The following is a 24,766-nucleotide window of genomic DNA, read 5'->3' as shown; positions in this document are numbered from 1 at the left end:
ATTCCCGGTATGGCTCTTTCCGGAAACCTCGACGCTCAGCGCCGCCGCGACGAGCTGGTCACGATGGCCGAAGGCCCCGAGGGCGTCTCGATCGACGGGGCAGCGGAGCTGTTCGCGGTGTCGTCGATGACGATCCGGCGCGACCTCCTCGAGCTCGAGGCCGAGGGGCGGGTGCGACGGGTGCGCGGCGGGGCGACAGCGGCTCCCCGCGCCCGGCCCTTCGACGCCCGGCGCAGCATGCGGGCGAGCGCCAAGAGGGTGATCGCCGAGAAGGCGCTGCACCTGGTGCCGGCCGCCGGGACGGTGGCCCTCGACGCGTCGACGACGATAAGCACGCTCGCCGCGGTGCTCGGACCGCGCGACGCACTCGCCGTGTACACCAACGCCGTCGAGACCTTCCAGCTGCTGCAGCCGCGGGAGGGGGTGACCGCGGTGCTGTCGGGCGGCACCGCCGAGCCGACCACGGGCAGCCTGATCGGACCCCTCGCCCTCCGCAGCCTGCAGGCGGTGTACTTCGACGTGTTCTTCGCCTCGGCCGATGCCCTCGACGAGGGCGACGGCTCCTCCGAGGTGTCGGTGGAGGAGGCCGAGGTCAAGCGGGCGCTCGCCGCGCAGGCGAGCACCACGGTGCTCTGCGTCGATGCGACCAAGCTGGGCCGTCGGTCGGTCGCCCGCGCCCTCGAGCCCGCGCAGGTGGACGTGCTGATCACCGATCTCGATCCGGCGGATGAGCGCCTCGACCCCTTCCGGGGGATCGCCGAGGTGCGCTGACCCTTGGCGCTCGCGTCAGATCGTGTTATCTTTCACAGGACTTAACAGCGCTGCGGCGCTCCCCCGATGGTGCAGGAGATCGTCATGACCAACCCGACCGCCGCCGAGCTGATCGCGCGGAGCAACCGTCTGGGCGCAGACCCGAAGAACACCAACTACGCCGGGGGCAACACCTCGGCCAAGGGCACCGAGATCGATCCCGTCACCGGGCAGCCCGTCGAACTGCTGTGGGTCAAGGGCTCGGGCGGCGACCTGGGCACCCTCACCGAGAGCGGCCTCGCCGTGCTGCGCCTCGACCGGATGCGGGCGCTCGTCGACGTGTATCCCGGAATCGACCGCGAAGACGAGATGGTCGCCGCGTTCGACTACTGCCTGCACGGCAAGGGCGGGGCAGCCCCCTCGATCGACACGGCCATGCACGGACTCGTCGACGCGGCACACGTCGACCACCTGCACCCCGACTCGGGCATCGCGATCGCGACCGCCGCCGACGGCGAGGCCCTGACGACCGCGATCTTCGGTGACCGCGTGGTGTGGGTGCCGTGGCGGCGCCCTGGTTTCCAGCTCGGACTCGACATCGCCGCCATCAAGGCGGAGAACCCCGCCGCGATCGGCTGCATCCTCGGCGGGCACGGCATCACGGCGTGGGGCGACACCTCCGACGAGGCCGAGGCGAACTCCCTCTGGATCATCGACACCGCGGCGGCGTACCTCGCCGACCACGGCCGCGCCGAGCCGTTCGGTCCCGTCCGCCCGGGGTTCGAGGCGCTCCCCGAGGCCGACCGTCGCCGTCGGGCCGCGGCCCTCGCCGGCACCATCCGCGGCATCGCCTCGACCGACAAGCCGATGGTGGGGCACTTCACGGACGATGCCGTCGTGCTCGACTTCCTCGCAGCCGAGAAGGCGCCCGCCCTCGCGGCCCTGGGCACCAGCTGCCCCGATCACTTCCTGCGCACCAAGGTGAAGCCGCTGATCCTCGACCTGCCCCCCACGGCGACCGTCGACGAGCAGATCGCGCGTCTGCACGAGCTGCACACGCAGTACCGCGCCGACTACCGGGCCTACTACGACGCGCACGCCACCCCCGACTCCCCCGCCATCCGCGGCGCCGACCCGCTCATCGTGCTCGTGCCCGGCGTGGGCATGTTCTCCTACGGCGCGAACAAGCAGACCGCGCGCGTCGCCGGCGAGTTCTATGTCAACGCGATCAACGTCATGCGCGGCGCCGAGGCCGTGTCGAGCTACGCCCCGATCTCCGACGCCGAGAAGTTCCGCATCGAGTACTGGGCGCTGGAGGAGGCCAAGCTCCAGCGGCTGCCGAAGCCGAAGACCCACCAGGGTCGCATCGCGTTCGTCACCGGCGCCGCCTCCGGCATCGGCAAAGCGATCGCGACCCGATTGGCCGCCGAGGGCGCCTGCGTGGTCGTGGCCGATCTCGATCTCGAGAAGGCGCAGGCCGCGGCCGCCGAGCTCGGGAACACCGACGTCGCGATCGGCGTCGCCGCGAACGTGGCGGATGCCGAGGCCGTGCAGGCCGCGCTCGACGAGGCCCTGCTCGCGTTCGGCGGCGTCGACCTGGTCGTCAACAACGCGGGGCTCTCCCTGTCGAAGCCGCTGCTGGAGACGACCGAGAAGGACTGGGACCTGCAGCACGACGTCATGGCCAAGGGCTCGTTCCTGGTGTCGAAGGCCGCGGCCCGTGTGCTGATCGATCAGAAGCTCGGCGGCGACATCATCTACATCTCGTCGAAGAACTCCGTGTTCGCGGGCCCGAACAACATCGCCTATTCCGCGACCAAGGCCGACCAGGCCCACCAGGTGCGGCTGCTCGCGGTCGAGCTCGGCGAGCACGGCGTGCGGGTCAACGGCATCAACCCCGACGGCGTCGTGCGCGGCTCCGGCATCTTCGCGTCGGGCTGGGGCGCCAACCGCGCCGCCACGTACGGTGTCAAGGAAGAGGACCTCGGCCAGTTCTACGCCAACCGCACGATCCTCAAGCGCGAGGTCGTGCCGGAGAACGTCGCCGATGCCGTCTACGTGCTCACCGGACCGGAGCTGAGCCGGACCACCGGCCTGCACATCCCCGTCGACTCCGGCGTCGCCGCCGCGTTCCTGCGATGAGGGTCACCGGCCGATGAACGACACGAGGGTCAGGGCGGTGGCCGCGGTCGACCTGGGCGCGACCAGCGGCCGGGTCATGATCGGGCGCATCGGCCCCGGGGTGCTCGACCTGGAGCCCGTCTCGCGGTTCCCGCACGGAGCGGTGGAGCGTGCCGACGGACTGCACTGGGACTTCGCCGCCCTGTACGAGCACGTGGTGGACGGGCTCGCCGAGGCCGTCCGCCGCGAGCCGTCCATCGAGAGCATCGGGATCGACTCCTGGGCCGTGGACTACGGGCTGCTGCGCGACGGCGAGCTGCTCGGGGAGCCGTTCCACTACCGCGACCGCCGCACCGCCCGTGGCGTGGCCGAGGTGCATGGCGAGGTGCCCTTCGCGGAGCTGTACGAGCGCAACGGCCTGCAGTTCCTGCCGTTCACGACGCTGTACCAGTTCCGTGCCGACCCGCGTCTCACGGAGGCGGACACGGCTCTGCTCATCCCCGACCTCCTCGCGTACCTCCTCACGGGCCGGCGCGTGGCGGAGCGCACGAACGCCTCCACCACCGGCCTGCTCGGGGTGCGGTCGGGCGAATGGGACACCGAGCTCGCGGTCAGGGCGGGGATCCCGCCACGGCTCCTGCCCGAACTCGTCGACGCCGGCACGGTCGTCGGCACGCTGACCCCCCGGGTCGCGGCACGCATCGGTGCGAGCCTGCCCGTGGTGGCGGTGGCCTCGCACGACACCGCGTCCGCCGTCGTCGCCGTTCCGCTGGAGTCGTCCTCGTCCGCGTTCATCTCGTGCGGGACCTGGGGCCTGGTGGGCGTCGAGCTGCGCGCACCCGTGCTCACCGACGACGCGCGGGAGGCGAACTTCACGCACGAGCGCGGAGCCGACGGCCGGTATCGCTTCCTGCACAACGTCACGGGGCTCTGGCTGCTCAGTGAGACGGTGCGCGCGTGGGAGGCCGAGGACGGTGCACCGATCGCACTGCCGGAACTGCTGGCCGCGGCGTCGGCCGTCACCGACCAGGTCCCGGTGTTCGACGCGAACGACCCGTCGCTGAGCGCGCCGGGAGACATGCCCGCCCGGATCGCCGCCCTGCTGCCGCAACCGGCGCCGTCGACGCGTGCGGCGTTCGTGCGCTCGATCATCGAGTCCATCGCCGCGGCGTTCGCCGAGGCGGTGCACACGGCCGCCGAGCTCTCCGGCCGCAGTCTCGACCGCATCCACCTGGTCGGGGGCGGCGCGCTCAACGACCTGCTCTGCCAGGCGACCGCCGACCGCTCTGGCCTCCCGGTCCTCGCGGGCCCGGTCGAGGCGACCGCCCTGGGGAACGTCCTGATCCAGGGCCGCGCACTCGGTGCGACCCGCGGCACGCTGGAAGACCTTCGCGCCCTCGTCGCCGCCACCCATCCCCCGAAGGTCTTCGCGCCCGGCGCCTGATCCGAACGGCGAAAAGGGGCGGTTCCTTTCCCGTCGGAGAGGAACCGCCCCTTGTTCGTCGCACCGCTGGTGCTTTCGCGCCTGCCGAGCTCGGCCCCTCCGCGAGCTCGACGGGCTCGACCCTCCCGACCATAGGGTAACATGCTACGCGTTAGTGCCACCACTCGCCTCTTCAGGCAGCGCTCACAAAGGACAATCAATGACGAAGACCAGATATTCGCGCGCCCTCGCCACCACCGGCGCTTTCACCGCTCTCCTCGCGAGTTCCCTCGCTACCGCGTCCACCGCCTCGGCGGCGACCATCGATGGAGCCATCACCAGCGTGGAGGTGGTGCAGAGCAGCGCCGCCGCCGGGTCGGACGTGCAGATCGATCTCGCGTGGAGCGTGCCCGACGGCTCGCACGCGGGCGACACGTTCACGCTGCAGCTCCCGCCCGAACTGCTCGCGCTCACCCAGGGGTTCGCCCTGACCGACACCGATGGCGCCGAGGTCGCGGAGGCGTCCCTCTCCCCCGACGGGCTCGCGACCTTCACCCTCACCGACTACGTCACCACGCACCCGCTCTCCGTGCACGGCACGGCGCACTTCTGGGCCGAGTTCCAGACCACGCAGACCGGCACGACCGTGCCGATCACGTTCACGGGTGACGGGGGCGTCACGTTCGACGATGGCATCGAGGCCACGGGCGTTCCGGGCATCGACCGCACCGCCCCCAGCAAGGCCGGCGCCTGGACCGACCTCGCCGATCAGGGCACGACCCACCCGCAGGGTGCCCTCCAATGGACCGTGGCCTCACCCCGCGGCCCGTTCTCCTCCCTTGTGTTCGACGACCCGGCACAGCCCGGCCAAGAGGTCGATTGCACGTCGCCGATCCTCGTGCGGCACACCTCGACGGCGGATGCCGACGGCTTCCTCACCGATCTCGTGCCGGTGGACGCCGGCGACTACACGGTCGACTGCACCGCCCAGCAGCTCACGGTCACGATGGGCCGCGCCGTGGCCGACGGCGAGATCGTGCAGGTCAAGTTCCAGAACAGCGTGACCGACCCGTCGCTCGACGTGTACCGCAACACCCTGTCGGTCACGGCGGACGGCGAGTCCTGGAGCACGCCCGGATCGATCCGCCGCCTGAGCGCCGGCGGCGAGGGCGCCGGCACCGGTGTGGGACAACTGGCGATCACCAAGAGGGTCGAGGGGGCCGGGACGCCGACGGGGCCGTTCGCCGTCGTCGTCGACTGCCAGTGGGCGGGGGAGTCAGCACCCGACTATCCCCGCACCCTGACCTTCACCGGTGCCGAGACGCAGACCCTCACGGCACCGGTCTCCAGCGTGTGCACCGCCACCGAGACGGAGAACGGCGGCGCGGCGAGCGTCGCCGTCGGCCCAGCGGCGACCGTCACGGATGAGGCCGCGGGTACGGCGGAGATCGTCGTCACCAACACCTTCCCGGCGGCCCCGCCGGTGGACCCGGCCGACCCCGGCACTCCGGCCGACCCCGGCACCCCGGCCGACCCCGGCACTCCGGCCGACCCCGGCACCCCGGGCACGCCCGCGCACCCGGCGGCTCCGGCCGATCCGAGCGCCGGATCGCTCGCGACCACCGGCGGCAGCACGTCGCCCTGGGTCCTGACCGGCGGAACGGTGCTCGCGCTCATCGGCGCCGGGCTCGTGGCAGCGCACGTCGCGCGCACACGTCGCGCGCGCTGAAACACCGCAACTCCGCCGCAGACATGAGGGCGGGGCCAGGTTCTTACGGACCTCGCCCCGCCCTCGCTTCGTCTCCGTCCGACCGGGCCCCCACACTCGGCGTCGCAAGCGATCGTCCCCGCCCTCCGTGCATGCCGGCTGGAGCCTCGATCGCTCTGGGGCGGACGGGTCCGCGCCCGGCCGCGCGCAGAGACGACGCCTGGCGCGTCAGCGCACGTTGCCGTTGGAGCAGGTCTGCTGTGCGGCCGAGTTGCCCTTGATGCTGTCGGGCAGCGCCACCACGTCGCTCGGCGTCGCGTTGGGATCGGGCGTCGCCTCCACCGGGGTGGTGGGCTCCGCCACGATCACCCCGTCGTTGCTCGTGTTCTGATGCGTGACCTGGAGCTGGGCGTTCTTCTCGATCGCATCCCACATCACGTCAGCCGCCTGCGTGTTCGGAACCACCTTGTTGGGGTCGGCGCTGTCCTGGTTCGTCGGGTACTGGAGGAACACGATGTCCTCGAAGGGAACGGACTTCACGGCGAGCGCGATCTGCGCGATCTTCATCGGATCGGCGAGCGACGTGCTGGTCTCGAGGTTCTGGAGGCCGATGTTGGCGAGCTTCAGCATGACCGGGACGTTGCCGAGGGTGTCGCTGCTGATCAGGGCGCGCGCGAGGCTCGACATGTACTGCTGCTGGTTGCCGATGCGTCCCAGGTCGCTGCCGTCGCCGACGCCGTGCCGGGTGCGCAGGAACTGCAGCGCCTCGAGCCCCTGGAGCCAGTGCGTGCCCGCCTCCATGTCGAGGCCCGTGTAGCGGTCCTTGATCGGGTTGGCCAGGCAGACCTCCACACCACCGATCGCGTTGGTGATCTCGATCACGCCGCCGAACGTGACGGATGCCGCGAACTGCACCTCCTGGTCGGTCAGCTGCGAGATCGTCTGGACGACGCAGTTGAGGCCACCGTCGGTGTAGGCGGTGTTGAGCGGCTGCTTGCTCATGGCGGAGTGGACGTTGCCGTCCTCGTCCTCGCACTCGGGGATCGGCACCATGAGGTCACGCGGGAAGCTGACCACCGTGATCCGCCGGGGTTCCTGCGAGACGTGGACCAGCAGGTTCACATCGTTGAGCGTGCCCCCCGCGTCGCGACCCGTGCAGCGATCGCCGAAGAGATCCTTGTACTTCTCCTCGCACGTGTCGACGCCCGTGAGAACGAGGTTGAAACCACCCTTGTACTCGCCGATGTCCGGCGGAACGTCTTCCTGACCGTCGAGGTCGACCGCGTTGGCGGAGACCGTGCTGGAGAAGTCGTAGAAGATGTAGGTGCCGACACCGATGCCACTGACCAGCACCACGGCCAGGCCGATCGCGATGAACTTCATCAGCTGACCCAGGGTGCCGGGGGTGTGCTGCTGACCGTGTCGCGCGAGGGTATGACGGCGTCGGTTGTCGCTCACTCGGGCCCTTTCGGATTCGGCACGGCGCGGAGGGTTCGCCGTGCTCGGTATGCGGAGGGTGTGGGATTCGAACCCACGAGACATCTCTGCCCACTGGTTTTCAAGACCAGCTCCATCGGCCGCTCGGACAACCCTCCCGACAGATACGTCTGCCGACCAGGCGTGAGTCTAGCCGAACTCTATTCTCGTGCGTCGACCTGGGCGGGCGCTGGAAGCGTGTCGAGCGCGGTCGCGAGGCCCCCCGTTTCGACGTCGGTCGTGACCTCTCCCGCGGCGTCCTTCACCTCGTCCGGTGCCTGCCCCATCGCCACCGCACGGCCCCCGCCCGCGAGGGCCCAGCCGAACATCCCGATGTCGTTGCGACCATCCCCCGCGACCAGCACGCGGTCGCGCTGCAGTCCGAGCTCGTCGCGCACCCGCTCCAGCGCCGTTCCCTTGTCGACGCCCTGCGGAGCGATGTCGAGCCAGGCGGTCCAGCCGATCGCGTACGACACCTCGTTGAGCCCCGCGTCGGCCACGAGCCGGTGGAAGTCGTCCTCGTCGTGATCCGGCGAGACGACCACGATGCGCGACACCGGGAGATCGCCGAGCCGGTCGAAGTCGACCTGCCGTCCGCCGTCGAGCGTCCAGTCGTCGAGCTGCTCGGTGAAGAGCCGCTGTCCGGAGCCGAGCTCGACCATGTATCGCGCGTCCGGGAGGCGGTCACGGAGCAGAGCCAGCGCGGGAGTCGGGTCGAAGGTCTCGACGTGCCAGCGCTCCCACCGGTCGCCCACGCGCCGCATCGTCACTGCGCCGTTCGAGCAGACGACGAGATCCGCCGTGAGACCCAGCTCCTCCACGTAGCGCTGCGTCCCCATCCAACTGCGCCCCGTCGCGATCGTGACCAGGTGTCCGGCGTCGCGCACGCGGGCGATCGCCTCCGGCACACCGGGGCTCATGGTCTCGTCCTGGAGCAGGATCGTGCCGTCGACGTCGAGGCCGACCAGCCAGGGCGCGCTCACCGGGCGGCCTGCGCGTCGGCGAGCGGGCGGATCACCTCGAGTCCGCCGAGGTAGGGGCGCAGCACCTCGGGCACCCGCACGGAGCCGTCCGCCTGCTGGTGCGTCTCGAGCAGGGCGACGATCCACCGGGTGGTCGCGAGCGTGCCGTTGAGCGTGGCCACGTGCTGCGTCTTCGGCGCGGACGCCCCCTCCTCCACCGGCGGCCGGTACCGCACGTCGAGGCGCCGGGCCTGGTAGGTCGTGCAGTTCGAGGTCGACGTGAGCTCGCGGAACGCACCCTGGGTGGGCACCCACGCCTCGATGTCGTACTTGCGCGCGGCGCTCGAACCGAGGTCGCCCGCGGCGACATCGATCACGCGATACGCGAGGCCGAGCGCGGTGAGCATCTGCTCCTGCAGCGCGACCAGCCGCAGGTGCTCGGCCTCCGCGTCCTCGGCCGAGGTGTAGACGAACATCTCGAGCTTGTTGAACTGGTGCACGCGGATGATGCCGCGGGTGTCCTTGCCGTGCGATCCCGCCTCGCGGCGGTAGCACGTGGACCAGCCCGCGTAGCGGAGGGCGCCGTCGGACAGGTCGACGATCTCGTCCTTGTGGTAGCCGGCGAGCGCGACTTCGCTCGTGCCGACCAGGTACAGGTCGTCGTCCTTGTCGAGGTGGTACACCTCGTCCGCGTGCTCGCCGAGGAAGCCGGTGCCCTGCATGATCTCCGGCCGCACGAGCGTGGGCGTGATCATCGGCACGAAGCCGTTCTGCAGCGCCGTGTCGAGCGCGAGGTTCATGAGGGCGATCTCGAGCCGGGCGCCGATCCCGCGCAGGAAGTAGAAGCGCGCGCCGGAGACCTTCGCGCCGCGCTCCATGTCGATCGCGCCGAGCAGCTCCCCGAGCTCGAGGTGGTCGCGGGGCTCGAAGTCGAACGCCGGGACGTCGCCCACCCGCCGCAGCTCGACGAAGTCTTCCTCGCCCCCCGCCGGCACACCGTCGATCACGACGTTCTCAATGCGCGCGAGGGCCGCGGCCGCGTGCTCCGAGGCTTCGTTCGCGGCGTGCTGCGCCTGCTTCACGCGGTCGGCGAGGTCCTTCGCCTGGGCGACGAGCGCCGCCTTCTCCTCCTTGGGGGCCTTGGCGACCTGCTTGCCGAAGGCGTTCTGCTCGGCGCGCAGCTCTTCGAACGCGGCGAGCGCGGCCCTGCGCGATCGATCGGCCTCGAGTGCGACGTCGACGGTGCTCTGGTCGTTGCCACGGGCAGCCTGCGAACGGCGGACGATCTCCGGGTTTTCGCGGAGGAGTGCGAGGTCGATCATTCCGCAAGTCTACGAGGTGCGGCGGAGCCCCTCGGCTGCCGGTCTAGAGTAGCGCCATGCGCACGAGCCCCCCTGTCACCTCGCAGGCGGCACTCGTGTACAACCCGGTGAAAGTGGACGGGAAGCGGCTGCGGGCGCAGGTTCGAGACCTGTGCCGCGAGGCGGGCTGGCAGCACCCGGCGTTCTACCCGACGACGGTCGACGACGCCGGGCAGGGAGCCACGGCCGAGGCGCTCGCCCGTGGTGTGGACGTGGTGCTGGTGGCGGGCGGCGATGGCACGGTGCGCGCGGTCGCGGAGGCCATCGCCGGCACCGGGGTGCCGCTCGCGATCCTGCCGAGCGGCACCGGCAACCTCCTCGCGCGCAACCTGGGACTGCCGCTGACCGACCCCGCCGAGATGATCCGTGCCGCTCTGGGCGACTTCCGCCACCCGATCGACATCGGCTGGGCACGGCTCACCCGCGCGGACGGCGAGGAGGTCGAGCATGCCTTCGTGGTGCTCGCCGGCATCGGCCTGGATGCCGACATGATCGCGAACACGCGCTCCGACCTGAAGCGATCGGTCGGGTGGATCGCATACGTCGACGGTGCTGCGCGATCGCTCCCCCGGGCCCAGCCGTTCCGCGCCGTCTACCAGATCGGTGAGGGGCGCCTGCACTCCACCAAGGTCCACAGCATCCTGTTCGCGAACTGCGGCACGCTGCCCGCCGGCATCTCGCTGATCCCCGACGCGTCGATCACCGATGCCGCACTCGACGTCGCCGTGATCAAGCCGACCGGTGTGCTCGGCTGGCTGGGTGTGTGGCGCAAGATCTGGTGGGACAACTCGGTGCTGCGCCGCTTCCGCGCGGGACGCCTCGTGCTGGAGCGCCGCGGCACGGACGCCTCGGTGCACTACTTCCGCGGCGCGGCGGCCGAGGCGGCGGCGCCCGCTCCCACGCCCGTCGAGCTCGACGGCGACGAGTTCGGCGAGGCCGTGCGGGTGGTGTGCCGCGCCGACCCGGGCGCCCTGCTGCTGGCGCTGCCCGCCGGCCACCCCGTGCACATCCTCTGACGGGTAGCGGCGCGGTCAGCGCACCCTACGCGCGAAGCTCACGCGCCCGCGGGCCGACGACGATGTGAGCGAGCCGGTCGCGAGTGAGCAGCACAGCGTCTTCGACAAGCCGCAGGTAGGCGCCGCTGTCCCTTGCCAACTCGGCAAGTCCGATGATGCCAGATAGGAGGTACTTCGCCTCTCTTGGCGGATCGGCATCCGGAGCGATCAGCTCTTTCCGTTGCGCTTCTTCGAGGTAGTCGGTCAAGCGCGCGAGCCACCCGCTGAACTTGGGACTTGCGGGCGGCGAGCCGTCGGTCCTCCGATCCATCAGCATGAGCGACACTCGCGCCAGCGGGTCGTGCAGGAGGCTGTCGGTCACTTGCTCCGCTACGGCGACGATCGCATCGAGCGGGTCATCATCCGTGCGTTTGGTTCCCATGAAGACACCGCCGGGGAAGGCGAGATCGACGATGGTCCCAACCAAGGCCTGTTTGGTTGGGAAGAAGTAGGTGACGAGGGACTTCGAGGTTCCCGCAACCTCCGCAATGCGACGGAAACTCGTGCCCTCATAACCGAACTCGTCGAACACACGCACGGCTGCCTCAATGATCTCGGGTGCCGCGTTCAAGTCCGGGCTCATCACCGAGCGGGCATTGAGCGCCCTCAAAGCCGTTGTGCGCGCGCCGTTCCGTTTCGCGCTCATCGCTCCACCTCCTCGTGGCCACTGTGAGTGACCCTACGCACTGGACAGCCGGTCAGGAGGTGGCGCGTAATACTTCAGTTCCCTAACCGATTGGTCAGTTCGTAGCTTCCCGGACATCGCGGCGCTCACCGCGATCGAGAAGGGAAGAGCATCATGAAGAGAAGTGTCGTAACCCTGTGTGCCGCCGCGTGCATCGCCATCGCAGCGGCTGTGGCTCCGCAAGCAGCGAGCGCGGCCACAAGCGCACAGACCGAAGTACGCGCGGCCAGCCCCATCGGCTCCGCAACGATGAGCACGGGTCAGTACGAGTACATCTGCATCGGCTCGGACGGAAGCAGTTGGTCGCTGCGCGTCGGAGAGCCAACCACGGACTGCCACGGCAGCTTCCTACACAAGTACATCAACGGAGTGATGGTGGCGAACTACAAGTTGTCGGTGACAGGAACCGTGATTGATCACCCAAAGCCGGACCCGATCGGGTGTCTGATGTCCATCGTCAGCGGCGTCTTCGGCGTACTTAGCGCAGACGGATCGCTCATCTGGATTTCCGCGCTCGGCTTCACCGGAATGGGAGGAATCATGACCTGCCTCGCGTAACGCTCATTGATCAGAGGGGGCGACGGTGAGCCGGCGTCCCCTCGCCCTGCGAGGGCAACTGAAGGAGTACGAGCAAGCAGGTGGTGACGATCATGAGCACGAAAGTCGCCACGGGCACGTACCACGTGACCCAAGGTCGCAGAGGGACCCCCAAAGACCGCAATGGAATGACGATCCCCAGCATCGCTGGGATGAGAATCGCCGCGAACGAGAAACTCCTTGCGTCCCATGCCCTCTGACGCCTACCGCGACTTCGCCGATCAGAGGCTTGTGCCGCAGTTCGGCTGGATGCGCCGAGGATCACGAGAGCAATCGGCCAGACCCAGAAGTCGCCGACCAGAAGTAACAGAGCCCCGACTGCGGCGAACAAAGCCGCGACCACCACGCGGGCAAAAACTTCCCACCTCCACCGGGCAGTGATGCCAGTCGGTAACACTTCACTTTCGCGCATGTCTGCGAGCATACGCCCGTCGAGCTCGACGGCGACGAGTTCGGCGAGGCCGTGCGGGTGGTGTGCCGCGCCGACCCGGGCGCCCTGCTGCTGGCGCTGCCCGCCGGCCACCCCGTGCACATCCTCTGACGGGGCGGCGCCGGGGTCAGCGCACCTGCACCGTGCCGTCGAGTCCGCCGCCCACGAGCGTGAGGGTGAACGGCGCGTCGTCGTCCACGTCGTCCTCGGGGAACTCGATCACGGTCGCACGCGGCGCCATGTCCATCGTGCACACCTGGGTGTCGTCGGTGACGAAGGTGACCGTGCCCGCGGAGCCCGAGCCCTCGGCCGATTCCACGACGGGCGGGCATCCGGACGAGCCCCACGTCAGCAGCACCAGCCCGCCGTCGTCGAACCATCCCGCGGACGGCTCGTACGACGTCGGGTCGCCGGGGGTGCCGGTCGCGTCCGGGTCGCCGTCGAGGTCGATGTCATCGGAAACGTCCCCGTAGGTCACCTGGAGGGTGATGTCCTTGGTCGGATCCACGCCCTCCGGCAGCGCGCCGACGCTCGCGCGGGGAGCGAGATCCGCCGTGCACGCTTTCTCCGTCGCGCCGTCACCCTCGGGTTCGACCAGCGTGACCGACACCGTCTGGCCCTCCGCGGAGACCTGGTCGACCTGGGGCAGGCACGTGGAGGAGCCCCAGCTGACGACCGCGAACATGCGCCCGTCGTCGAGCAGTGCGCCCTCCAGGTCGCCCGAATCGTCACCGCCGCCCGCGTTGCCCGGACCGCTCGACGGCTCCGATGTCGAGTTCGGGGCGGTGTTGCCCGGACCCACCGTGCAACCGGCGAGGAGCAGGGCCGCGGCGAGCGCGGAGGACGCGACGAGGAGGAGCCGGCGAGGAGTCATGCCCTCAGGGTACTCGCGGCATCCTCCCCTGCCTACGGGGCTCGGCGCGCGGGGCCGGTCACTGCAGCGCCGAGGTGAGCCGCGCCAGGTTGTCGAGCACGGTGGACCGCAGCGGCTGCTGCATCCACTCCTCGAGCGTGAGCTCGCGGCTGAGCGACCGGTACTTGTCCTCCACCTCGCGCATCTCCCTGACGAACTCCTCGCCACGGACGAGCATCGACACCTCGAGGTTGAGGCCGAACGAGCGCATGTCCATGTTGCTCGAGCCGATCACCGCCACCTCGTCGTCGATCGTGAGGCTCTTGGTGTGCAGGATGTAGGGCTTGCGGTACATCCAGATGCGCACCCCCGCCCGCAACAGCACCTCGTAGTAGCTGCGCTGGGCGTGGTAGACCATCGCCTGGTCGCCCTCCTCCGAGACGAACAGCTCGACCTGGACGCCGCGATCGACCGCTGCGGTGACGGCCAGCAGCAGCGCCTCGTCCGGGACGAAGTACGGGCTGATGATCATGATCTGCTTCTTCGCCGCGTACAGCAGCGCGAGGAAGAGCCGGAGGTTGTTCTCCACCTCGAACCCCGGACCGGACGGCACGACCTGGCAGTCCAGATCGCCGGAGCCGATGTTGGCGTGCGCGATGTCGATCTCCTGGAGGACCACATCGGTCTCGCTGTACCAGTCGCTCAGGAAGATGGCGTTCACGCTCAGAACGACCGGCCCGTCGAGGCGCACCATGAGGTCGACCCAGTGCAGTCCGCGGCGGATGTTCTTGCGCAGGTTGTAGGTCGAGTCGGTGATGTTCTGCGACCCGAGGAACGCGATGTTCCCGTCGACGACGAGCAGCTTGCGGTGGTTGCGCAGGTCGGGGCGCTGCATCTTCCCCTTGAGCGGCTGCACGGGCAGCATCAGGTGCCAGTCGGCCCCCATCGCGTTGAGTCGTGCGACGGTCTGGCGGTAGCGCGGCTTGCCCCGGTTGGCCCAGTGGTCGAGCAGGACGCGCACCGCGACCCCGCGTGCCGCGACCTCTTCGAGCGCGCGGAAGAAGTTGTCGGTCGATTCGTCGGACTGCAGGATGTAGAACTCGACGTGCACGTAGTCCTGGGCGGTGCGGATCGCCTCCGCCATCTCGTCGAGCGACTCCTGGTAGTCGGAGATCAGGTGCGCGCCGTTGTCACCGGAGAGCGGGAGGGCTCCGAGGCGCTGGTTCATCTGCACGATCGGCCCGAACCACGCGGGGGCGTTCGGACGCAGCGTGCCGAAGTGCAGGTGCTCGCTGGTCTCGGCGATGTACTCGTTGATCTGGTCCTGCTTGCGGCGGCGGGCCCGCGGCAGTCGCGGGTTGCCGATGAGGAGGAAGAGGAACACGCCGACGAAGGGGATGAAGAACACCGCCAGCAGCCACGCCATCGCTGCCGTGGGACGCCGGTTGCGCGGGATCACGATGATGGCGGTGACGCGGATCGTGATGTCGAGGAGCAGGAGGAAGACCGCGAACCACCAGCCCCAGGTCCAGGCTGTCATCGCACCCCCTCGCCCGCATCAGGGGTCATGACCCCGGTGCGCGCCAGACCAGGCACGCTCGCTTCACAGTAGCGGATGGGTCGGACTCAGGTGCGCGGCGGGAGTCCGCGCGCGGCGCGTTCCTCGGCCTCGATCTGGGCGTGCACCTTCCGCTCGGTGCGGTCGAAGCGCAGGATGCCGCGGAGGACGACGACGAACACGATGCTGACTCCAATGGTCGGCAGGAGCGACCATGCCGCGGCGAGCCAGAAGTTGTCCATGACTCCATGGTACGCGAGGGTCTCCTCCACAGAGCCCGGTTCCCACGAATGCTCCCCCGACTGCGGGTTCGCGGCCCGCCACGCGATGCCGACCGGGCGATGCTCTCGGGATGACCACCGTGCTCAACGCCTCCGACTCCGCCCAGTTCCTGGGCATCGTGCCCACCCTCGCCGGGTTCACTCCGCGCCGGAGCATCGTGCTCCTGCCGTTCCGCGGCTCCCGCACCGACGGGGCGATGCGGCTCGACCCGCCCGACGACGCGATGCCCCCCGGCCGCTACGCCGCCTCGGCCGTGCGGCTCCTGCAGCGCGTCCGCGGCACGGACGGCGCCGCCGTCGTCGTGTACACGGACGAGGAGAGCGTCACGACGGCGGACGGCCTGGTGCTGCCCGGCGCCGTGGTGGTGGATCATCTTCTCGCCGGCCTGCGCGGTGCGGGCATGCGAGTGATGGATGCTCTCTGCGTGACGCCGGGCGGGTGGAGCAGCTACCTCGACCGGAAGCCGACGCTGAAGCCGCTCGCCGAGATCGGCCCCACGCCCGCGCACCCCTCGATCGGCGACGTGTCCGGCGACCAGCTCGCGGGAGCCCGGGTTCCGCGCGTGGGGGCACCCGAGCGCCAGCGCGTCGAGCGCGCGCTGACCGGGCTCCGCGGCGCGCTGGACGGGAAGGGCCGCGTGTCCGGTCGGGAGGATCCGCAGGCGCTCGCCGCGCTCGCGCTGCTGGACGACCTCCCCGGGCTCTTCGAAGCGGTGCTGAAGGGCCCGGACACGATCCCGCCCTTCGCCTGGGCGGCGCTGCTCTGGTGCCTTCAGCGCCCCGCGCTCCGCGACGCCGCCCTTGCGCAGTGGGCGAGCGATCGAGAGGGCGGTATCCGCGCGCTCCAGGCGCAGCTCGCCTTCCCCGCCTCGGGCAGCCCGATCCCCGACGAGCTCGGGCGGGTGTTCGTCGGCCGCGGACCCGCACCCGATCCGAACCGGCTCCGCAGCGCGTTGCAGGTGGTGCGTCATGCCGCAGCGAGGGCACCACGCACGGCGCGACCCGCGCCCCTCACCGCAGCGGCGTGGCTGTCGTGGGCACTCGGCCGCGCCATGCACGCCGGTCGCTACGTCGAGCTCGCGCGCGACATCGATCGGGAGTACAGCCTCGCCATGCTCCTCGAGAGGCTGATCGCCGAGGAGGCGCTACCCGACTGGGCCTTCCGCGGACGGACCCGCCGATGAACGGGTGCCGGTCACTTCACGAGGGGGAAGAGGATGGTCTCGCGGATGCCCAGGCCGGTGATGGCCATCAGCAGACGGTCGATCCCCATCCCCATGCCGCCGGACGGCGGCATGCCGTGCTCGAGTGCCCGCAGGAACTCCTGGTCGATCGGCATCGCCTCGACATCGCCACGGGCCGCGAGCTTCGCCTGCTCCTCGAACCGCTCCCGCTGGATGACAGGGTCGACCAGCTCCGAGTACCCCGTCGCGAGCTCGAACCCGCGGATGTAGAGGTCCCACTTCTCCACGACGCCCGCGATCGAGCGGTGCTCGCGCACGAGGGGCGAGGTGTCGACGGGGAAGTCCATCACGAAGGTCGGGCGCACCAGGTCGCCCTTCACGAAGTGCTCCCAGAGCTCCTCCACCAGCTTGCCGTGCGTGGCCTGCGGCGGCACGTCCACACCGTGGGCCTGCGCGAACGAGATCAGGTCTTCCACCGCGTCCTGCGGCGTCACCGTGCGGCCCGACGCCGCCGACAGCGACTCGTACATGGAGATGCGGTCCCACTCGCCGCCGAGGTCGTACGCGGTGCCGTCCGCCCAGGTCACGGTCGTCGAGCCGGAGACCGCGATCGCCGCCTGCTGCACGAGCTCCTGCGTGAGGGCGGCCATCTGGTTGTAGTCCCCGTAGGCCTGGTAGGCCTCGAGCATCGCGAACTCGGGGCTGTGCGTCGAGTCGGCGCCCTCGTTGCGGAAGTTGCGGTTGATCTCGAACACGCGCTCGATCCCGCCGACCACGGCCCGCTTGAGGTACAGCTCCGGGGCGATGCGCAGGTAGAGCTCGGTGTCGAACGCATTCGAGTGCGTGACGAACGGACGCGCCGACGCCCCACCGTGCTGCACCTGCAGCATCGGGGTCTCGACCTCGAGGTAGTCGTGGCTCGCGAACGTCGCCCGCAGGCTGGCGTTCACGGCGGCGCGCGCCCGGACGGTCGTGCGGGCCTGCTCGCGCACGATCAGGTCGAGGTAGCGGCTGCGCACGCGGCCCTCCTCGCTGAGCTCCGCATAGGCGTTCGGCAGCGGCAGGATGGCCTTCGACGCGATCGCCCAGTCGTCCGCCATGATCGACAGCTCTCCGCGGCGGCTCGAGATGACCTCGCCGTGCACGAACACGTGGTCGCCGAGGTCGACGTATTCCTTCCAGTCGGCCAGCGACTCCTCGCCCACGTTCGCGAGCGAGACCATCGCCTGGATGCGGCTGCCGTCGCCGGCCTGCAGCGTCGCGAAACAGAGCTTGCCCGTGTTGCGGCTGAAGACCACGCGGCCAGCCACCCCGACCACGACACCGGTCTCCGCGCCCGCCTCCAGCTCGCCGTACTCCGCACGCAGGGCGGGGATCGAGTGGGTCACCGGCACGCCCACGGGGAACGCGCCGCCCCCCGCATCCGAGCGTCGGGCGATCAGGCGCTCGCGCTTGGCGAGTCGCACCGCCTTCTGCTCGTGGACGTCGTCCTCGGGGGAAGAGTCGGTCGTGGCCGATTCGGGCGCGGCGGACGCGTCAGTCATGTGCGGGGCTCCTTGGAAGTCTCCCCCAGTTTACCGAGGCGCGATGCGGGTCCGCGGCCGTCGCTGGGTAGCCTCGGTGCATGGCCCTCTCCAGGATCGCCCGCGCTTCCGCCGCCCTCGTCCTCGCCGCCGGCGCCATCGTCCTCCCCGTCGCATCGGCCTCCGCCGCTCCGGCACTCGCCTCCGCCCGGTCGGACCGCGCTGCGGTCGCGCCGGCGGCCGCGGCCGCCGCGGCCGCCGCGGGCACCGCGGCGCGCACGGTCGCCGCCGACGTGGACGACTTCTCGTACGCGTCGTGGGACGCCACCTACGACCTGAGTCTCGTCGACGGTCGCGCTCGCCTCCACGTGACCGAGACGCTCGTGGCACGGTTCCCTGAGTTCGACCAGAACCGCGGGATCGTCCGGGGCCTCGCGACCTCGTACGAGAACGCCCGCATCGACACCCGCGTGCTGTCCGTCACCGACGGCGAAGGGCGCGACGTCCCGTTCGAGACCGACGACGAGGACGGACTGCTGCTGGTGCTCACCGGCGACGACCAGTACGCGCGCGGCCTGACGACGTATGTGATCGAGTACGAGATGAGCGATGTCGTCCTGGCCACGTCGCCGAGAGACTCCGCGACGCCCGCGGTCGACGAGTTCTACTGGAACCTCCTTCCGCTGGACAGCACGCAGCCGATCGAGCGGTTCGACGCCGAAGTCCACGTGGACGCCGCGCTGGCCGCGAGGCTCACCGGTTCGACCCGCTGCTACCAGGGGCCGGCGGGATCCACGACCGCGTGCACGCTCGACGGTCCAGAACCCACGGGCGACGGCGCCACGTTCCGCACGTCGGCGGCAGATCTTGCGGCCGGGGACGGCGTGACGGTCGCGATCGGGTTCGAGGCGGGCACCGTGCAGCAGCCACCGGCCCGCACGCCCGACCCGGTCGCGGACGTCGGGCCGCTGGTGGCGGCGATCGGCGCGGTCGGCGTCGCGGTCGCGGGGTGGCTCGCCGTTGCAGGTTTCACCCGACGTCGCCGCCGCGCGACGGGGATCGTCGTCGCCCAGTACCACGTGCCCGACACGCTGCCGCCGCTCGTCGCCGCCGCGGTCATCCCGAAGGTGCAGGACGTCATCCCCGCGGAGATCGTGCACCTCGCGGTCCGCGGAGCGCTGCGCATCGAGGAGGGGGACAGCCCCGAGCAACCCCGACTTCGCCGTCTTCCTGCTGGTTCCGCACCGGACGAGCTCGATGCGGCCGCCCTCGACGCCCTGTTCCACGGCGCCGACGCGGAAGGCGTGGTCGACCTGCCGACCGCGAGCGAGAGCTTCGCCGCCCGCATGTCGGCGCTCACCACCGCCGGGTCCACGGCCGCCGCCACGCGGGGCCTCACGGAGCGGGCCCGGAGCCGCGGCGCCGTCGTCGTGCAGTGGTGTGCCATCGCGATCGCGCTGGCGGGCCTCGGGGTGGGCATCTGGGCCGTGGCGAGCGGGCGGCTGGCCGCGATCCCGGGGCTCGTCGCCGCGGCGTTCGCCGTGGTGCTGGTCGGCATCGCCGCCTTCTACTCGTTCTCGAAGCACACCGTGCTCACCCCGGAGGGTGCCCGGACGCTCGAATACCTCCAGGGCGTGCGAGAGTTCATCCGCGTGGCCGAGGAGGACCGCCTGCGCATGCTGCAGTCGTACACCGGTGCGGAACGCCGTGAGGTCGATGGTGCCGAGGTGATCCACGTGTATGAGCGACTGCTGCCGTACGCGATGCTGTTCGGGATGGAGGACGAGTGGGGCGAGGTCCTCGAACGCGCCTACACCCGAGAGCAGCGCGGCGCGGCCTGGATCGGCGATCCCACCTCGCTCGCGCTGCGCGTGCAGCTCGCGGCGTTCATGTCGTCGTCGCAGTCGGCGGCGACGTACACGGCGCCGACGACCGGGTCCTCGTCGAGCGGCGGATCGTTCGGCGGCGGCTTCTCGGGCGGCGGGGGCGGCGGCGGCTTCTCGGGCGGACGGTGAGCGCCGTCAGATCAGGGGTGGCGGCTCGGACGATTCGCGCAGCGCCCGCTCCACCGTGGACTGCACGAGCGCAGACAGGTACCCCCCGGGATTGTCGACGCCGATCTCACGCAGCCGGGACGTGGACTGCCCGATGATCGACCGCGAGAACTCGGTCACGGTCGCGATCGCATCCGCGTACGCGGGCCGGTCCGCGTCCGCGATCACCACCGGTTCGCAGCCCATCTCCACGGCCAGCGCCTGCGCGATGGGGAGGACGGCCGCGGGAGCGGTCACCGCGGCATAGCCGGCCTGCAACTGACGGAGATCGATCGATGTCCCGGTGAACGTGATCGCCGGGTGCACCGCCAGCGGGATCGCTCCGCGCTCAGCGGCAGGACGGAGCACCTCGATGCCGTGCGCCGCATCGGTGTGCAGCACCAGCTGACCCACCTGCCACCCGCCCACTTCGGCGATGCCGGCGACAAGCGCCGGGAGCTGCTCGGAGGGCACGGCGAGGATCACGAGCTCGGCCCGGCGGACGACCTCCTGCGTCTCGAGCACGGGCACACCGGGGAGCACGGCCGAGGCTCGTTCGTCGTCGGATCCACTGGTCATACCGACGACGGCGTGACCTGCACCGGCGAGCGCAGCGCCCAGCACGGGCCCGACGCGACCTGCACCGACGATGCCGACGCCCAGCCGGCCGTCCCGCATGGCGCTCATTCCTCGGTCGGAGCCGGCCTCGACGACCGACGGGTCGGCGGAACCACGGGCGGCTGCACGGGGGGCGTCGGCGGCGGCTGCACCGCGGGAGGCTGCACCGGCGGCACCGGCGGCGGCTGCACGGCAGGCGGCTGCACCGGCGGCGGCTGCACCGCAGGCGCCCCCACCGGAGGCGCCGCGGGAGGCTGCACCGCGGGCGACCCCACCGGAGGCACGGCGGGCGGCTGCACCGGAGGCGACCCCACCGGAGGCACCGCGGGAGGCTGCAGTGCAGCGGGCGACCCCACCGCAGGCGGCGGCACCGGCGGCGACTGCACCGCAGGCGACGGCACCGGAGGCACCGCGGGAGGCTGGACCGCGGGCGACCCCACCGGAGGCACCGCGGCCGACCCCACGGGCGGGGCGAAGGGCGCAGGCCGTGCACCCGGAGGTGGCGGCGGACCGGTGAACGCCTGGGGCTCCGGCGCGACCGCGTGCTCACTCCACCGGTGCGTGCGGTCGCGCGACGCCGCCTCAGCGGCCGCGCGGCTGACGTCGTCCAGCAGAGCAAGGGCGTCCGCGCGCTCCAGCCCCGCGAGGATCCCGGTGATCGGTCCGGGGACGGTGTGCACCTGCGCGCCGGACACCCGCTGCGCCCGATCGATCGGCCTCTGGTTCAGCGACACGCCCTGCAGTCGGGCCAGCGGGAACACCGCGAGCTTGCGCCAGACGATGCCCCGCCGCAGCAGCAGCCCGTCCGAGGTCACCGCGTACCCGTGGCGTCTCCAGGAGAAGGGCCGCCGCCACCACGCGCGCTGCGGCATGGTGCGGTAGGGGTCGTCCGCAGCGGGACCCACGACGCCCTGCTCCCACAGCAGCGGGATGCTCGCGGGCGGAAGGTCGGGAAGCACCAGCGCGAGCACCCGCTCGACATCGGCGCGCTTGCCCACCGGCAGCACCACGTTGAACTGCTGGCCGCTGCCGGAGGACTGCTGCGCCGCGCTCTTGCCGCTCATCCGGTTGATCTTGATGGTCCACCAGCCGAATGGACGCCACAGCAGCGACTGCGACACCTCGACCGCGAAGATGCGGCCGGGCGGAAGCGTCTCGGTGACGGTGGTGAGCAGCCCGTAGGTGATGCGCACGCCGTCCGGCGTCGGCGCGATCGAGTAGCGCAGCGACTTGGAGATCTGCGCCCAGGTGATACCGACGACGGCCACCACCATCGGCACGCCCATGCCGAGCCCGATCCCGAGCAGCACGATGCCGCCGTCCGGATCGCCGTCGACGAGGATGCCGATGATCGTGCTGCCGATCGCGATCGCGAAGATCGCACCGAAGAACACGAGCCACAGCAGACCCGAGATCACCTGCGAGCCGATCAGACGCCCCGTGGGGATCTTCACGACGCTCTCCGGCACCACGTCTTCCAGATCGACGCCCGCGATGAGGCCGGTGACTCCCTGGTTCATCGAGCCGACGAGCTGCGACCGTGCCGACACCCGCTCCCCCGGCACCTCCGCACCCGGGTTCATGGCGGCGTGCCGGGCGGCCCGTGCACCCGACGCCAGACGCAGGATCTCCGCGCGCACGCCCTCTGCACGCGGCGTGGCCAGGTATTCGAGCTCGACGTTGGCGTCGTTGCCCGCCCCGACCACCTCCAGCTTCGCGAGACCGATGATCCGGGCGGGGAACGGGCGCGTCAGGTTCACGCCCTGCACCCGGTCGAGCGGCGCACGCCGGTGCGACCGGAAGATGATGCCCTTTCGCACCTCCACGTGGTCGCCCGTGATGCGGAACTGCTGGAAGCGCCACACGAACCAGAAGATCGCCACGAGCACGACGACGAGCGCCAGCACCCCGAGCAGCGCCACGAGCGCGAGGTTGTTCGAGAGCACCCAGTCCACCGGGTCGCCGCCGGTGTAGTCGCCGTAGTGCGCCTCCTCCGGCGTGAACATGCCGACGAGCCATGCGATCACACGATCGCGCATGTTGGCGATCACGATGCCGGCCACGATGATCAGCGCCAGGCCGCCCTTGAACAGCGGTGTGAGCGGATGCATGCGGTGCCACTCGCCGTCGGCGAGGTTCGTCGACGGCGCCGCGGCCTGACCGACCGCGGAGCCGGGGAGCTGCGCCTCGCTCACAGGCCGGTCCGGCGGGTCTCGGCCACCTGGATGAGCGTGTCGCGCAGGGCCTCGGCCGCCGCCTGGGTGAGTCCGGGGATCTGCACGCCCGTCGTCGCCGCCGCCGTCACCATCTTCAGCTGGGACACGCCGAACGCCCGGTCGAGCGGGCCCTGCGTGATGTCGACCAGCTGCATGCGCCCGTACGGCACGGCGATCATGCGCTGCCACAGGATCCCCTTGCGGAACACGATGTCGTCCGCGCGCAGCATGTAGCCGATCGCGCGCGCCTGCCGCGGCAGGATCACGAGCGTGATCAGGGTGATCAGGATGATCGCGCCCGCGGGGATCCAGACCCAGTCCTGCTCGAGCACGACGTTCAGCACCACCGCGGCGACGGCGACGATGACCAGGAAGATGACGTTCTGCACGATCTGCGACACGACGTACCGCGGCGAGATCTGGTGCCACGTGCCGTCGAGCTCGAGGCGTGCCTCGTTGCGCGCCGTGCGCAACTGCGTGTACGTGCCGCGGTCCAGCGCGTCGAGGTCAGTGCCCTCCGCCGGGTTCAGGGGCGCGGTCTCTGGGTTCTGAGTCATCAGGATCCTTCGGGAGGGTGCAGAACTGTTCAGCGATGAGGGCGGCCACGACGAGCACGACTGCACTCGCGATCAGCGCGGCCATCGCCACTGTCGACCCTACCGGCGGATCGATCGGCCTCGTCAGAAGGAAGAGCAGCAGTCCTGCGCCGAAGCCGGCCATGATCGCGCCGAGCAGGCTCGACGCCCGCGCCAGTGTCGCGGCACGAAGCGCGCGGAACGGGTCGATACGCCTTCCGGAGCGGACGCTGCGGCGCACCGGCCAGGCGACCCCGAGCGCCGCGATCGCGATGAGCACGAGCAGCACGGGCAGCAGGAGCGACGGCGTGAACGTGGCCCGCCCTCCCGCGGTGAGCATCTGGTCGAGCGCGAACCCCACGGCACCCCCGAGGAGGGCGAGCACGGCGAGCAGCCCGGCGGACGTGCGCTTCATGCGTCGCCCCGCGCGCGCAGCCCCGCCACGAGGTCGTCGACGCGTCCGTGTCCGACCAGTGCGGCGCCGGGGTCGACGTCGAGCCACGGCTCCAGCACGAACAGGCGCTCGGCCGCGCGCGGATGCGGCAGCTCCAGCCGCGGGTCGTCCGATTCGACATCGCCGTACGCGATGAGGTCGAGATCGAGCGTGCGGTCGCCCCACCGTTCCTCCCGCACGCGCCCGTTCTCGTCCTCGATCGCGTGCAGCATGCCCAGCAGGATCTCCGGCGCCAGCCGCGTGGTGACGAGCGCGACCGCGTTGACGTAGCCCGGGGCGTCGGGGTCGGGACCGTCGAGGCGCACCGCCACCGTCTCGAACAGCCGCGAGACGCGCACGTCGCTCACCAGCGGCAGCCGACGGATGCGCTCGACGGCCGCGCGGATCGTCTCCTGCCGGTCGCCCAGGTTCGCCCCGAGGGCCACGACCGCGACCGTCTCCGGGCGACCGGGACGCGGGGCGGGAACGTCGGGCGGGCGCGTGAGATTGCGGCTCATACCGTGATGTCCTCCAGGGTCTCCGGCGCCCGGGTGCGGTGCACCGTGACGGCCACATCGGCGAACTCCAGCGGGATGGGCGCGTGCGGCTTGTGCACCGTGACGGTGACACCCTGCACGCGACGGTCGTCGAGGGCGACCGCGGCGATGCGCTCCGCCAGGGTCTCGATGAGGTTGACCGGCTCGCCGGCGACCACTGCGGCCACGCGTTCCGCCAGTTCGCCGTAGTGCACAGTGTCGGCCACGTCGTCCGATCCGGCGGCCTGCTCCAGCGAGAGCCGCAGACGCAGGTCGATCGTGAACTCCTGCCCCTCCTCGCGCTCGTGCGCGTAGACCCCGTGGCGGCCGAACACCGTCAGCCCTGTCAGCACGATCTCGTCGAGGAAGTCCATGCCTCTAGCGTACG

At 70.8% G+C, this 24,766-nt stretch carries 22 protein-coding genes and 1 tRNA gene; 8 read left to right on the top strand and 15 right to left on the bottom strand.

Annotated features, from left to right (window positions below):
• The first annotated feature begins 9 nt into the window (after positions 1-9).
• The 4 genes from KV394_RS08240 to KV394_RS08225 all read left to right on the top strand — a co-directional run bounded on the left by KV394_RS08240 (position 10) and on the right by KV394_RS08225 (position 6,023).
• The gene (locus tag KV394_RS08240) at positions 10-771 is read left to right on the top strand and encodes a DeoR/GlpR family DNA-binding transcription regulator (protein WP_247982773.1); all 762 of its coding nucleotides are present in this window, start codon (positions 10-12) and stop codon (positions 769-771) included.
• Positions 772-855: 84 nt separating this feature from the next.
• Positions 856-2,892, top strand: coding sequence for a bifunctional aldolase/short-chain dehydrogenase (locus tag KV394_RS08235; RefSeq protein WP_136028618.1), 2,037 nt, complete (start codon positions 856-858; stop codon positions 2,890-2,892).
• Positions 2,893-2,905: 13 nt separating this feature from the next.
• Positions 2,906-4,315 (top strand): rhamnulokinase, encoded by a 1,410-nt coding sequence (locus tag KV394_RS08230; RefSeq protein WP_247982772.1) that lies wholly within the window; start codon positions 2,906-2,908, stop codon positions 4,313-4,315.
• Positions 4,316-4,514: 199 nt separating this feature from the next.
• Entirely contained in the window at positions 4,515-6,023 is a 1,509-nt protein-coding gene (locus tag KV394_RS08225) for an Ig-like domain-containing protein (protein WP_282187155.1), read from the top strand.
• Positions 6,024-6,230: 207 nt separating this feature from the next.
• Here KV394_RS08225 and KV394_RS08215 read toward each other — a convergent pair whose 3' ends face one another.
• The 4 genes from KV394_RS08215 to serS form a co-directional block, all read right to left on the bottom strand.
• Positions 6,231-7,460, bottom strand: coding sequence for an LCP family protein (locus KV394_RS08215; RefSeq protein WP_136030468.1), 1,230 nt, complete (start codon positions 7,458-7,460; stop codon positions 6,231-6,233).
• Positions 7,461-7,512: 52 nt separating this feature from the next.
• Positions 7,513-7,597: transfer RNA gene (locus KV394_RS08210), tRNA-Ser, on the bottom strand.
• 42 nt (positions 7,598-7,639) lie between these two features.
• Positions 7,640-8,461 carry an HAD family hydrolase gene (locus tag KV394_RS08205; protein ID WP_136036384.1) on the bottom strand — a complete coding sequence of 274 codons (822 nt, stop codon included), beginning with the start codon at positions 8,459-8,461 and terminating at the stop codon, positions 7,640-7,642.
• Entirely contained in the window at positions 8,458-9,762 is a 1,305-nt protein-coding gene (gene serS, locus KV394_RS08200) for a serine--tRNA ligase (RefSeq protein ID WP_136030473.1), read from the bottom strand. The genes KV394_RS08205 and serS overlap by 4 nt, the downstream gene beginning before the upstream one ends.
• Before the next feature lie 56 nt (positions 9,763-9,818).
• Here serS and KV394_RS08195 point away from each other — a divergent pair, with 56 nt between their 5' ends.
• Positions 9,819-10,817: a diacylglycerol/lipid kinase family protein gene (locus KV394_RS08195; protein ID WP_247982771.1), complete on the top strand. Its 999-nt coding sequence runs from the start codon at positions 9,819-9,821 to the stop codon at positions 10,815-10,817.
• A 25-nt stretch (positions 10,818-10,842) separates the two neighbouring features.
• Here KV394_RS08195 and KV394_RS08190 read toward each other — a convergent pair whose 3' ends face one another.
• On the bottom strand, positions 10,843-11,502 hold the full coding sequence (locus KV394_RS08190; RefSeq protein ID WP_136036068.1) for a TetR/AcrR family transcriptional regulator: 660 nt from the start codon (positions 11,500-11,502) through the stop codon (positions 10,843-10,845).
• Between the two features lie 153 nt (positions 11,503-11,655).
• Between KV394_RS08190 and KV394_RS08185 the strand changes: the two genes are divergently transcribed.
• Entirely contained in the window at positions 11,656-12,099 is a 444-nt protein-coding gene (locus KV394_RS08185; RefSeq protein WP_247982770.1) for a hypothetical protein, read from the top strand.
• A gap of 596 nt (positions 12,100-12,695) precedes the next feature.
• Here the strand turns inward: KV394_RS08185 and KV394_RS08180 are convergent.
• From KV394_RS08180 to KV394_RS08170, 3 genes are all read right to left on the bottom strand, one after another.
• The gene (locus KV394_RS08180) at positions 12,696-13,442 is read right to left on the bottom strand and encodes a hypothetical protein (protein WP_136036705.1); all 747 of its coding nucleotides are present in this window, start codon (positions 13,440-13,442) and stop codon (positions 12,696-12,698) included.
• Positions 13,443-13,500: 58 nt separating this feature from the next.
• On the bottom strand, positions 13,501-14,961 hold the full coding sequence (gene cls, locus KV394_RS08175; RefSeq protein ID WP_136029579.1) for a cardiolipin synthase: 1,461 nt from the start codon (positions 14,959-14,961) through the stop codon (positions 13,501-13,503).
• A gap of 86 nt (positions 14,962-15,047) precedes the next feature.
• Positions 15,048-15,221, bottom strand: coding sequence for a hypothetical protein (locus tag KV394_RS08170; RefSeq protein ID WP_168387235.1), 174 nt, complete (start codon positions 15,219-15,221; stop codon positions 15,048-15,050).
• Positions 15,222-15,331: 110 nt separating this feature from the next.
• Here KV394_RS08170 and KV394_RS08165 point away from each other — a divergent pair, with 110 nt between their 5' ends.
• On the top strand, positions 15,332-16,444 hold the full coding sequence (locus KV394_RS08165) for a DUF4192 family protein (protein ID WP_247982769.1): 1,113 nt from the start codon (positions 15,332-15,334) through the stop codon (positions 16,442-16,444).
• Positions 16,445-16,455: 11 nt separating this feature from the next.
• Here the strand turns inward: KV394_RS08165 and lysS are convergent, their stop codons facing one another.
• The gene (gene lysS / locus KV394_RS08160; RefSeq protein ID WP_247982768.1) at positions 16,456-17,988 is read right to left on the bottom strand and encodes a lysine--tRNA ligase; all 1,533 of its coding nucleotides are present in this window, start codon (positions 17,986-17,988) and stop codon (positions 16,456-16,458) included.
• Between the two features lie 80 nt (positions 17,989-18,068).
• Here lysS and KV394_RS08155 point away from each other — a divergent pair, with 80 nt between their 5' ends.
• Positions 18,069-19,982: a DUF2207 domain-containing protein gene (locus KV394_RS08155; RefSeq protein ID WP_247982767.1), complete on the top strand. Its 1,914-nt coding sequence runs from the start codon at positions 18,069-18,071 to the stop codon at positions 19,980-19,982.
• A 6-nt stretch (positions 19,983-19,988) separates the two neighbouring features.
• Here the strand turns inward: KV394_RS08155 and KV394_RS08150 are convergent, their stop codons facing one another.
• The 6 genes from KV394_RS08150 to folB are packed head-to-tail and all read right to left on the bottom strand — an operon-like array spanning position 19,989 to position 24,752.
• The gene (locus tag KV394_RS08150) at positions 19,989-20,687 is read right to left on the bottom strand and encodes a DUF2520 domain-containing protein (RefSeq protein WP_206251817.1); all 699 of its coding nucleotides are present in this window, start codon (positions 20,685-20,687) and stop codon (positions 19,989-19,991) included.
• A complete protein-coding gene (locus tag KV394_RS08145; RefSeq protein WP_247982766.1) occupies positions 20,684-22,813 on the bottom strand; it encodes a PH domain-containing protein in 2,130 nt (709 codons plus the stop codon). The genes KV394_RS08150 and KV394_RS08145 overlap by 4 nt, the downstream gene beginning before the upstream one ends.
• Entirely contained in the window at positions 22,810-23,391 is a 582-nt protein-coding gene (locus KV394_RS08140) for a PH domain-containing protein (RefSeq protein ID WP_136028521.1), read from the bottom strand. Before KV394_RS08140 ends, KV394_RS08145 begins: the two co-directional genes overlap by 4 nt.
• Positions 23,342-23,824, bottom strand: coding sequence for a DUF3180 family protein (locus KV394_RS08135; RefSeq protein ID WP_136045648.1), 483 nt, complete (start codon positions 23,822-23,824; stop codon positions 23,342-23,344). Before KV394_RS08135 ends, KV394_RS08140 begins: the two co-directional genes overlap by 50 nt.
• A complete protein-coding gene (gene folK, locus KV394_RS08130) occupies positions 23,821-24,360 on the bottom strand; it encodes a 2-amino-4-hydroxy-6-hydroxymethyldihydropteridine diphosphokinase (RefSeq protein WP_136028523.1) in 540 nt (179 codons plus the stop codon). The genes KV394_RS08135 and folK overlap by 4 nt, the downstream gene beginning before the upstream one ends.
• Positions 24,357-24,752: a dihydroneopterin aldolase gene (folB, locus tag KV394_RS08125; protein WP_136028524.1), complete on the bottom strand. Its 396-nt coding sequence runs from the start codon at positions 24,750-24,752 to the stop codon at positions 24,357-24,359. The genes folK and folB overlap by 4 nt, the downstream gene beginning before the upstream one ends.
• Positions 24,753-24,766: the final 14 nt, after the last annotated feature.

The sequence above is a fragment of the Microbacterium sufflavum genome, from assembly GCF_023101165.1.
Taxonomy (GTDB): Bacteria; Actinomycetota; Actinomycetes; order Actinomycetales; family Microbacteriaceae; genus Microbacterium; species Microbacterium sufflavum.
This window is presented reverse-complemented; position numbering and strand designations above follow the sequence as displayed.

Coding starts and splice junctions, on each gene's coding strand:
- KV394_RS08165 (WP_247982769.1), top strand. CDS start 15,332: ATGACCACCGTGCTCAACGCCTCCGACTCCGCCCAGTTCCTGGGCATC.
- KV394_RS08230 (WP_247982772.1), top strand. CDS start 2,906: ATGAACGACACGAGGGTCAGGGCGGTGGCCGCGGTCGACCTGGGCGCG.
- KV394_RS08240 (WP_247982773.1), top strand. CDS start 10: ATGGCTCTTTCCGGAAACCTCGACGCTCAGCGCCGCCGCGACGAGCTG.
- KV394_RS08150 (WP_206251817.1), bottom strand. CDS start 20,687: ATGAGCGCCATGCGGGACGGCCGGCTGGGCGTCGGCATCGTCGGTGCA.
- KV394_RS08190 (WP_136036068.1), bottom strand. CDS start 11,502: ATGAGCGCGAAACGGAACGGCGCGCGCACAACGGCTTTGAGGGCGCTC.
- KV394_RS08180 (WP_136036705.1), bottom strand. CDS start 13,442: ATGACTCCTCGCCGGCTCCTCCTCGTCGCGTCCTCCGCGCTCGCCGCG.
- folK (WP_136028523.1), bottom strand. CDS start 24,360: ATGAGCCGCAATCTCACGCGCCCGCCCGACGTTCCCGCCCCGCGTCCC.
- KV394_RS08140 (WP_136028521.1), bottom strand. CDS start 23,391: ATGACTCAGAACCCAGAGACCGCGCCCCTGAACCCGGCGGAGGGCACT.
- KV394_RS08135 (WP_136045648.1), bottom strand. CDS start 23,824: ATGAAGCGCACGTCCGCCGGGCTGCTCGCCGTGCTCGCCCTCCTCGGG.
- lysS (WP_247982768.1), bottom strand. CDS start 17,988: ATGACTGACGCGTCCGCCGCGCCCGAATCGGCCACGACCGACTCTTCC.
- cls (WP_136029579.1), bottom strand. CDS start 14,961: ATGACAGCCTGGACCTGGGGCTGGTGGTTCGCGGTCTTCCTCCTGCTC.
- KV394_RS08235 (WP_136028618.1), top strand. CDS start 856: ATGACCAACCCGACCGCCGCCGAGCTGATCGCGCGGAGCAACCGTCTG.
- KV394_RS08225 (WP_282187155.1), top strand. CDS start 4,515: ATGACGAAGACCAGATATTCGCGCGCCCTCGCCACCACCGGCGCTTTC.
- KV394_RS08185 (WP_247982770.1), top strand. CDS start 11,656: ATGAAGAGAAGTGTCGTAACCCTGTGTGCCGCCGCGTGCATCGCCATC.
- KV394_RS08155 (WP_247982767.1), top strand. CDS start 18,069: ATGGCCCTCTCCAGGATCGCCCGCGCTTCCGCCGCCCTCGTCCTCGCC.
- serS (WP_136030473.1), bottom strand. CDS start 9,762: ATGATCGACCTCGCACTCCTCCGCGAAAACCCGGAGATCGTCCGCCGT.
- folB (WP_136028524.1), bottom strand. CDS start 24,752: ATGGACTTCCTCGACGAGATCGTGCTGACAGGGCTGACGGTGTTCGGC.
- KV394_RS08195 (WP_247982771.1), top strand. CDS start 9,819: ATGCGCACGAGCCCCCCTGTCACCTCGCAGGCGGCACTCGTGTACAAC.
- KV394_RS08170 (WP_168387235.1), bottom strand. CDS start 15,221: ATGGACAACTTCTGGCTCGCCGCGGCATGGTCGCTCCTGCCGACCATT.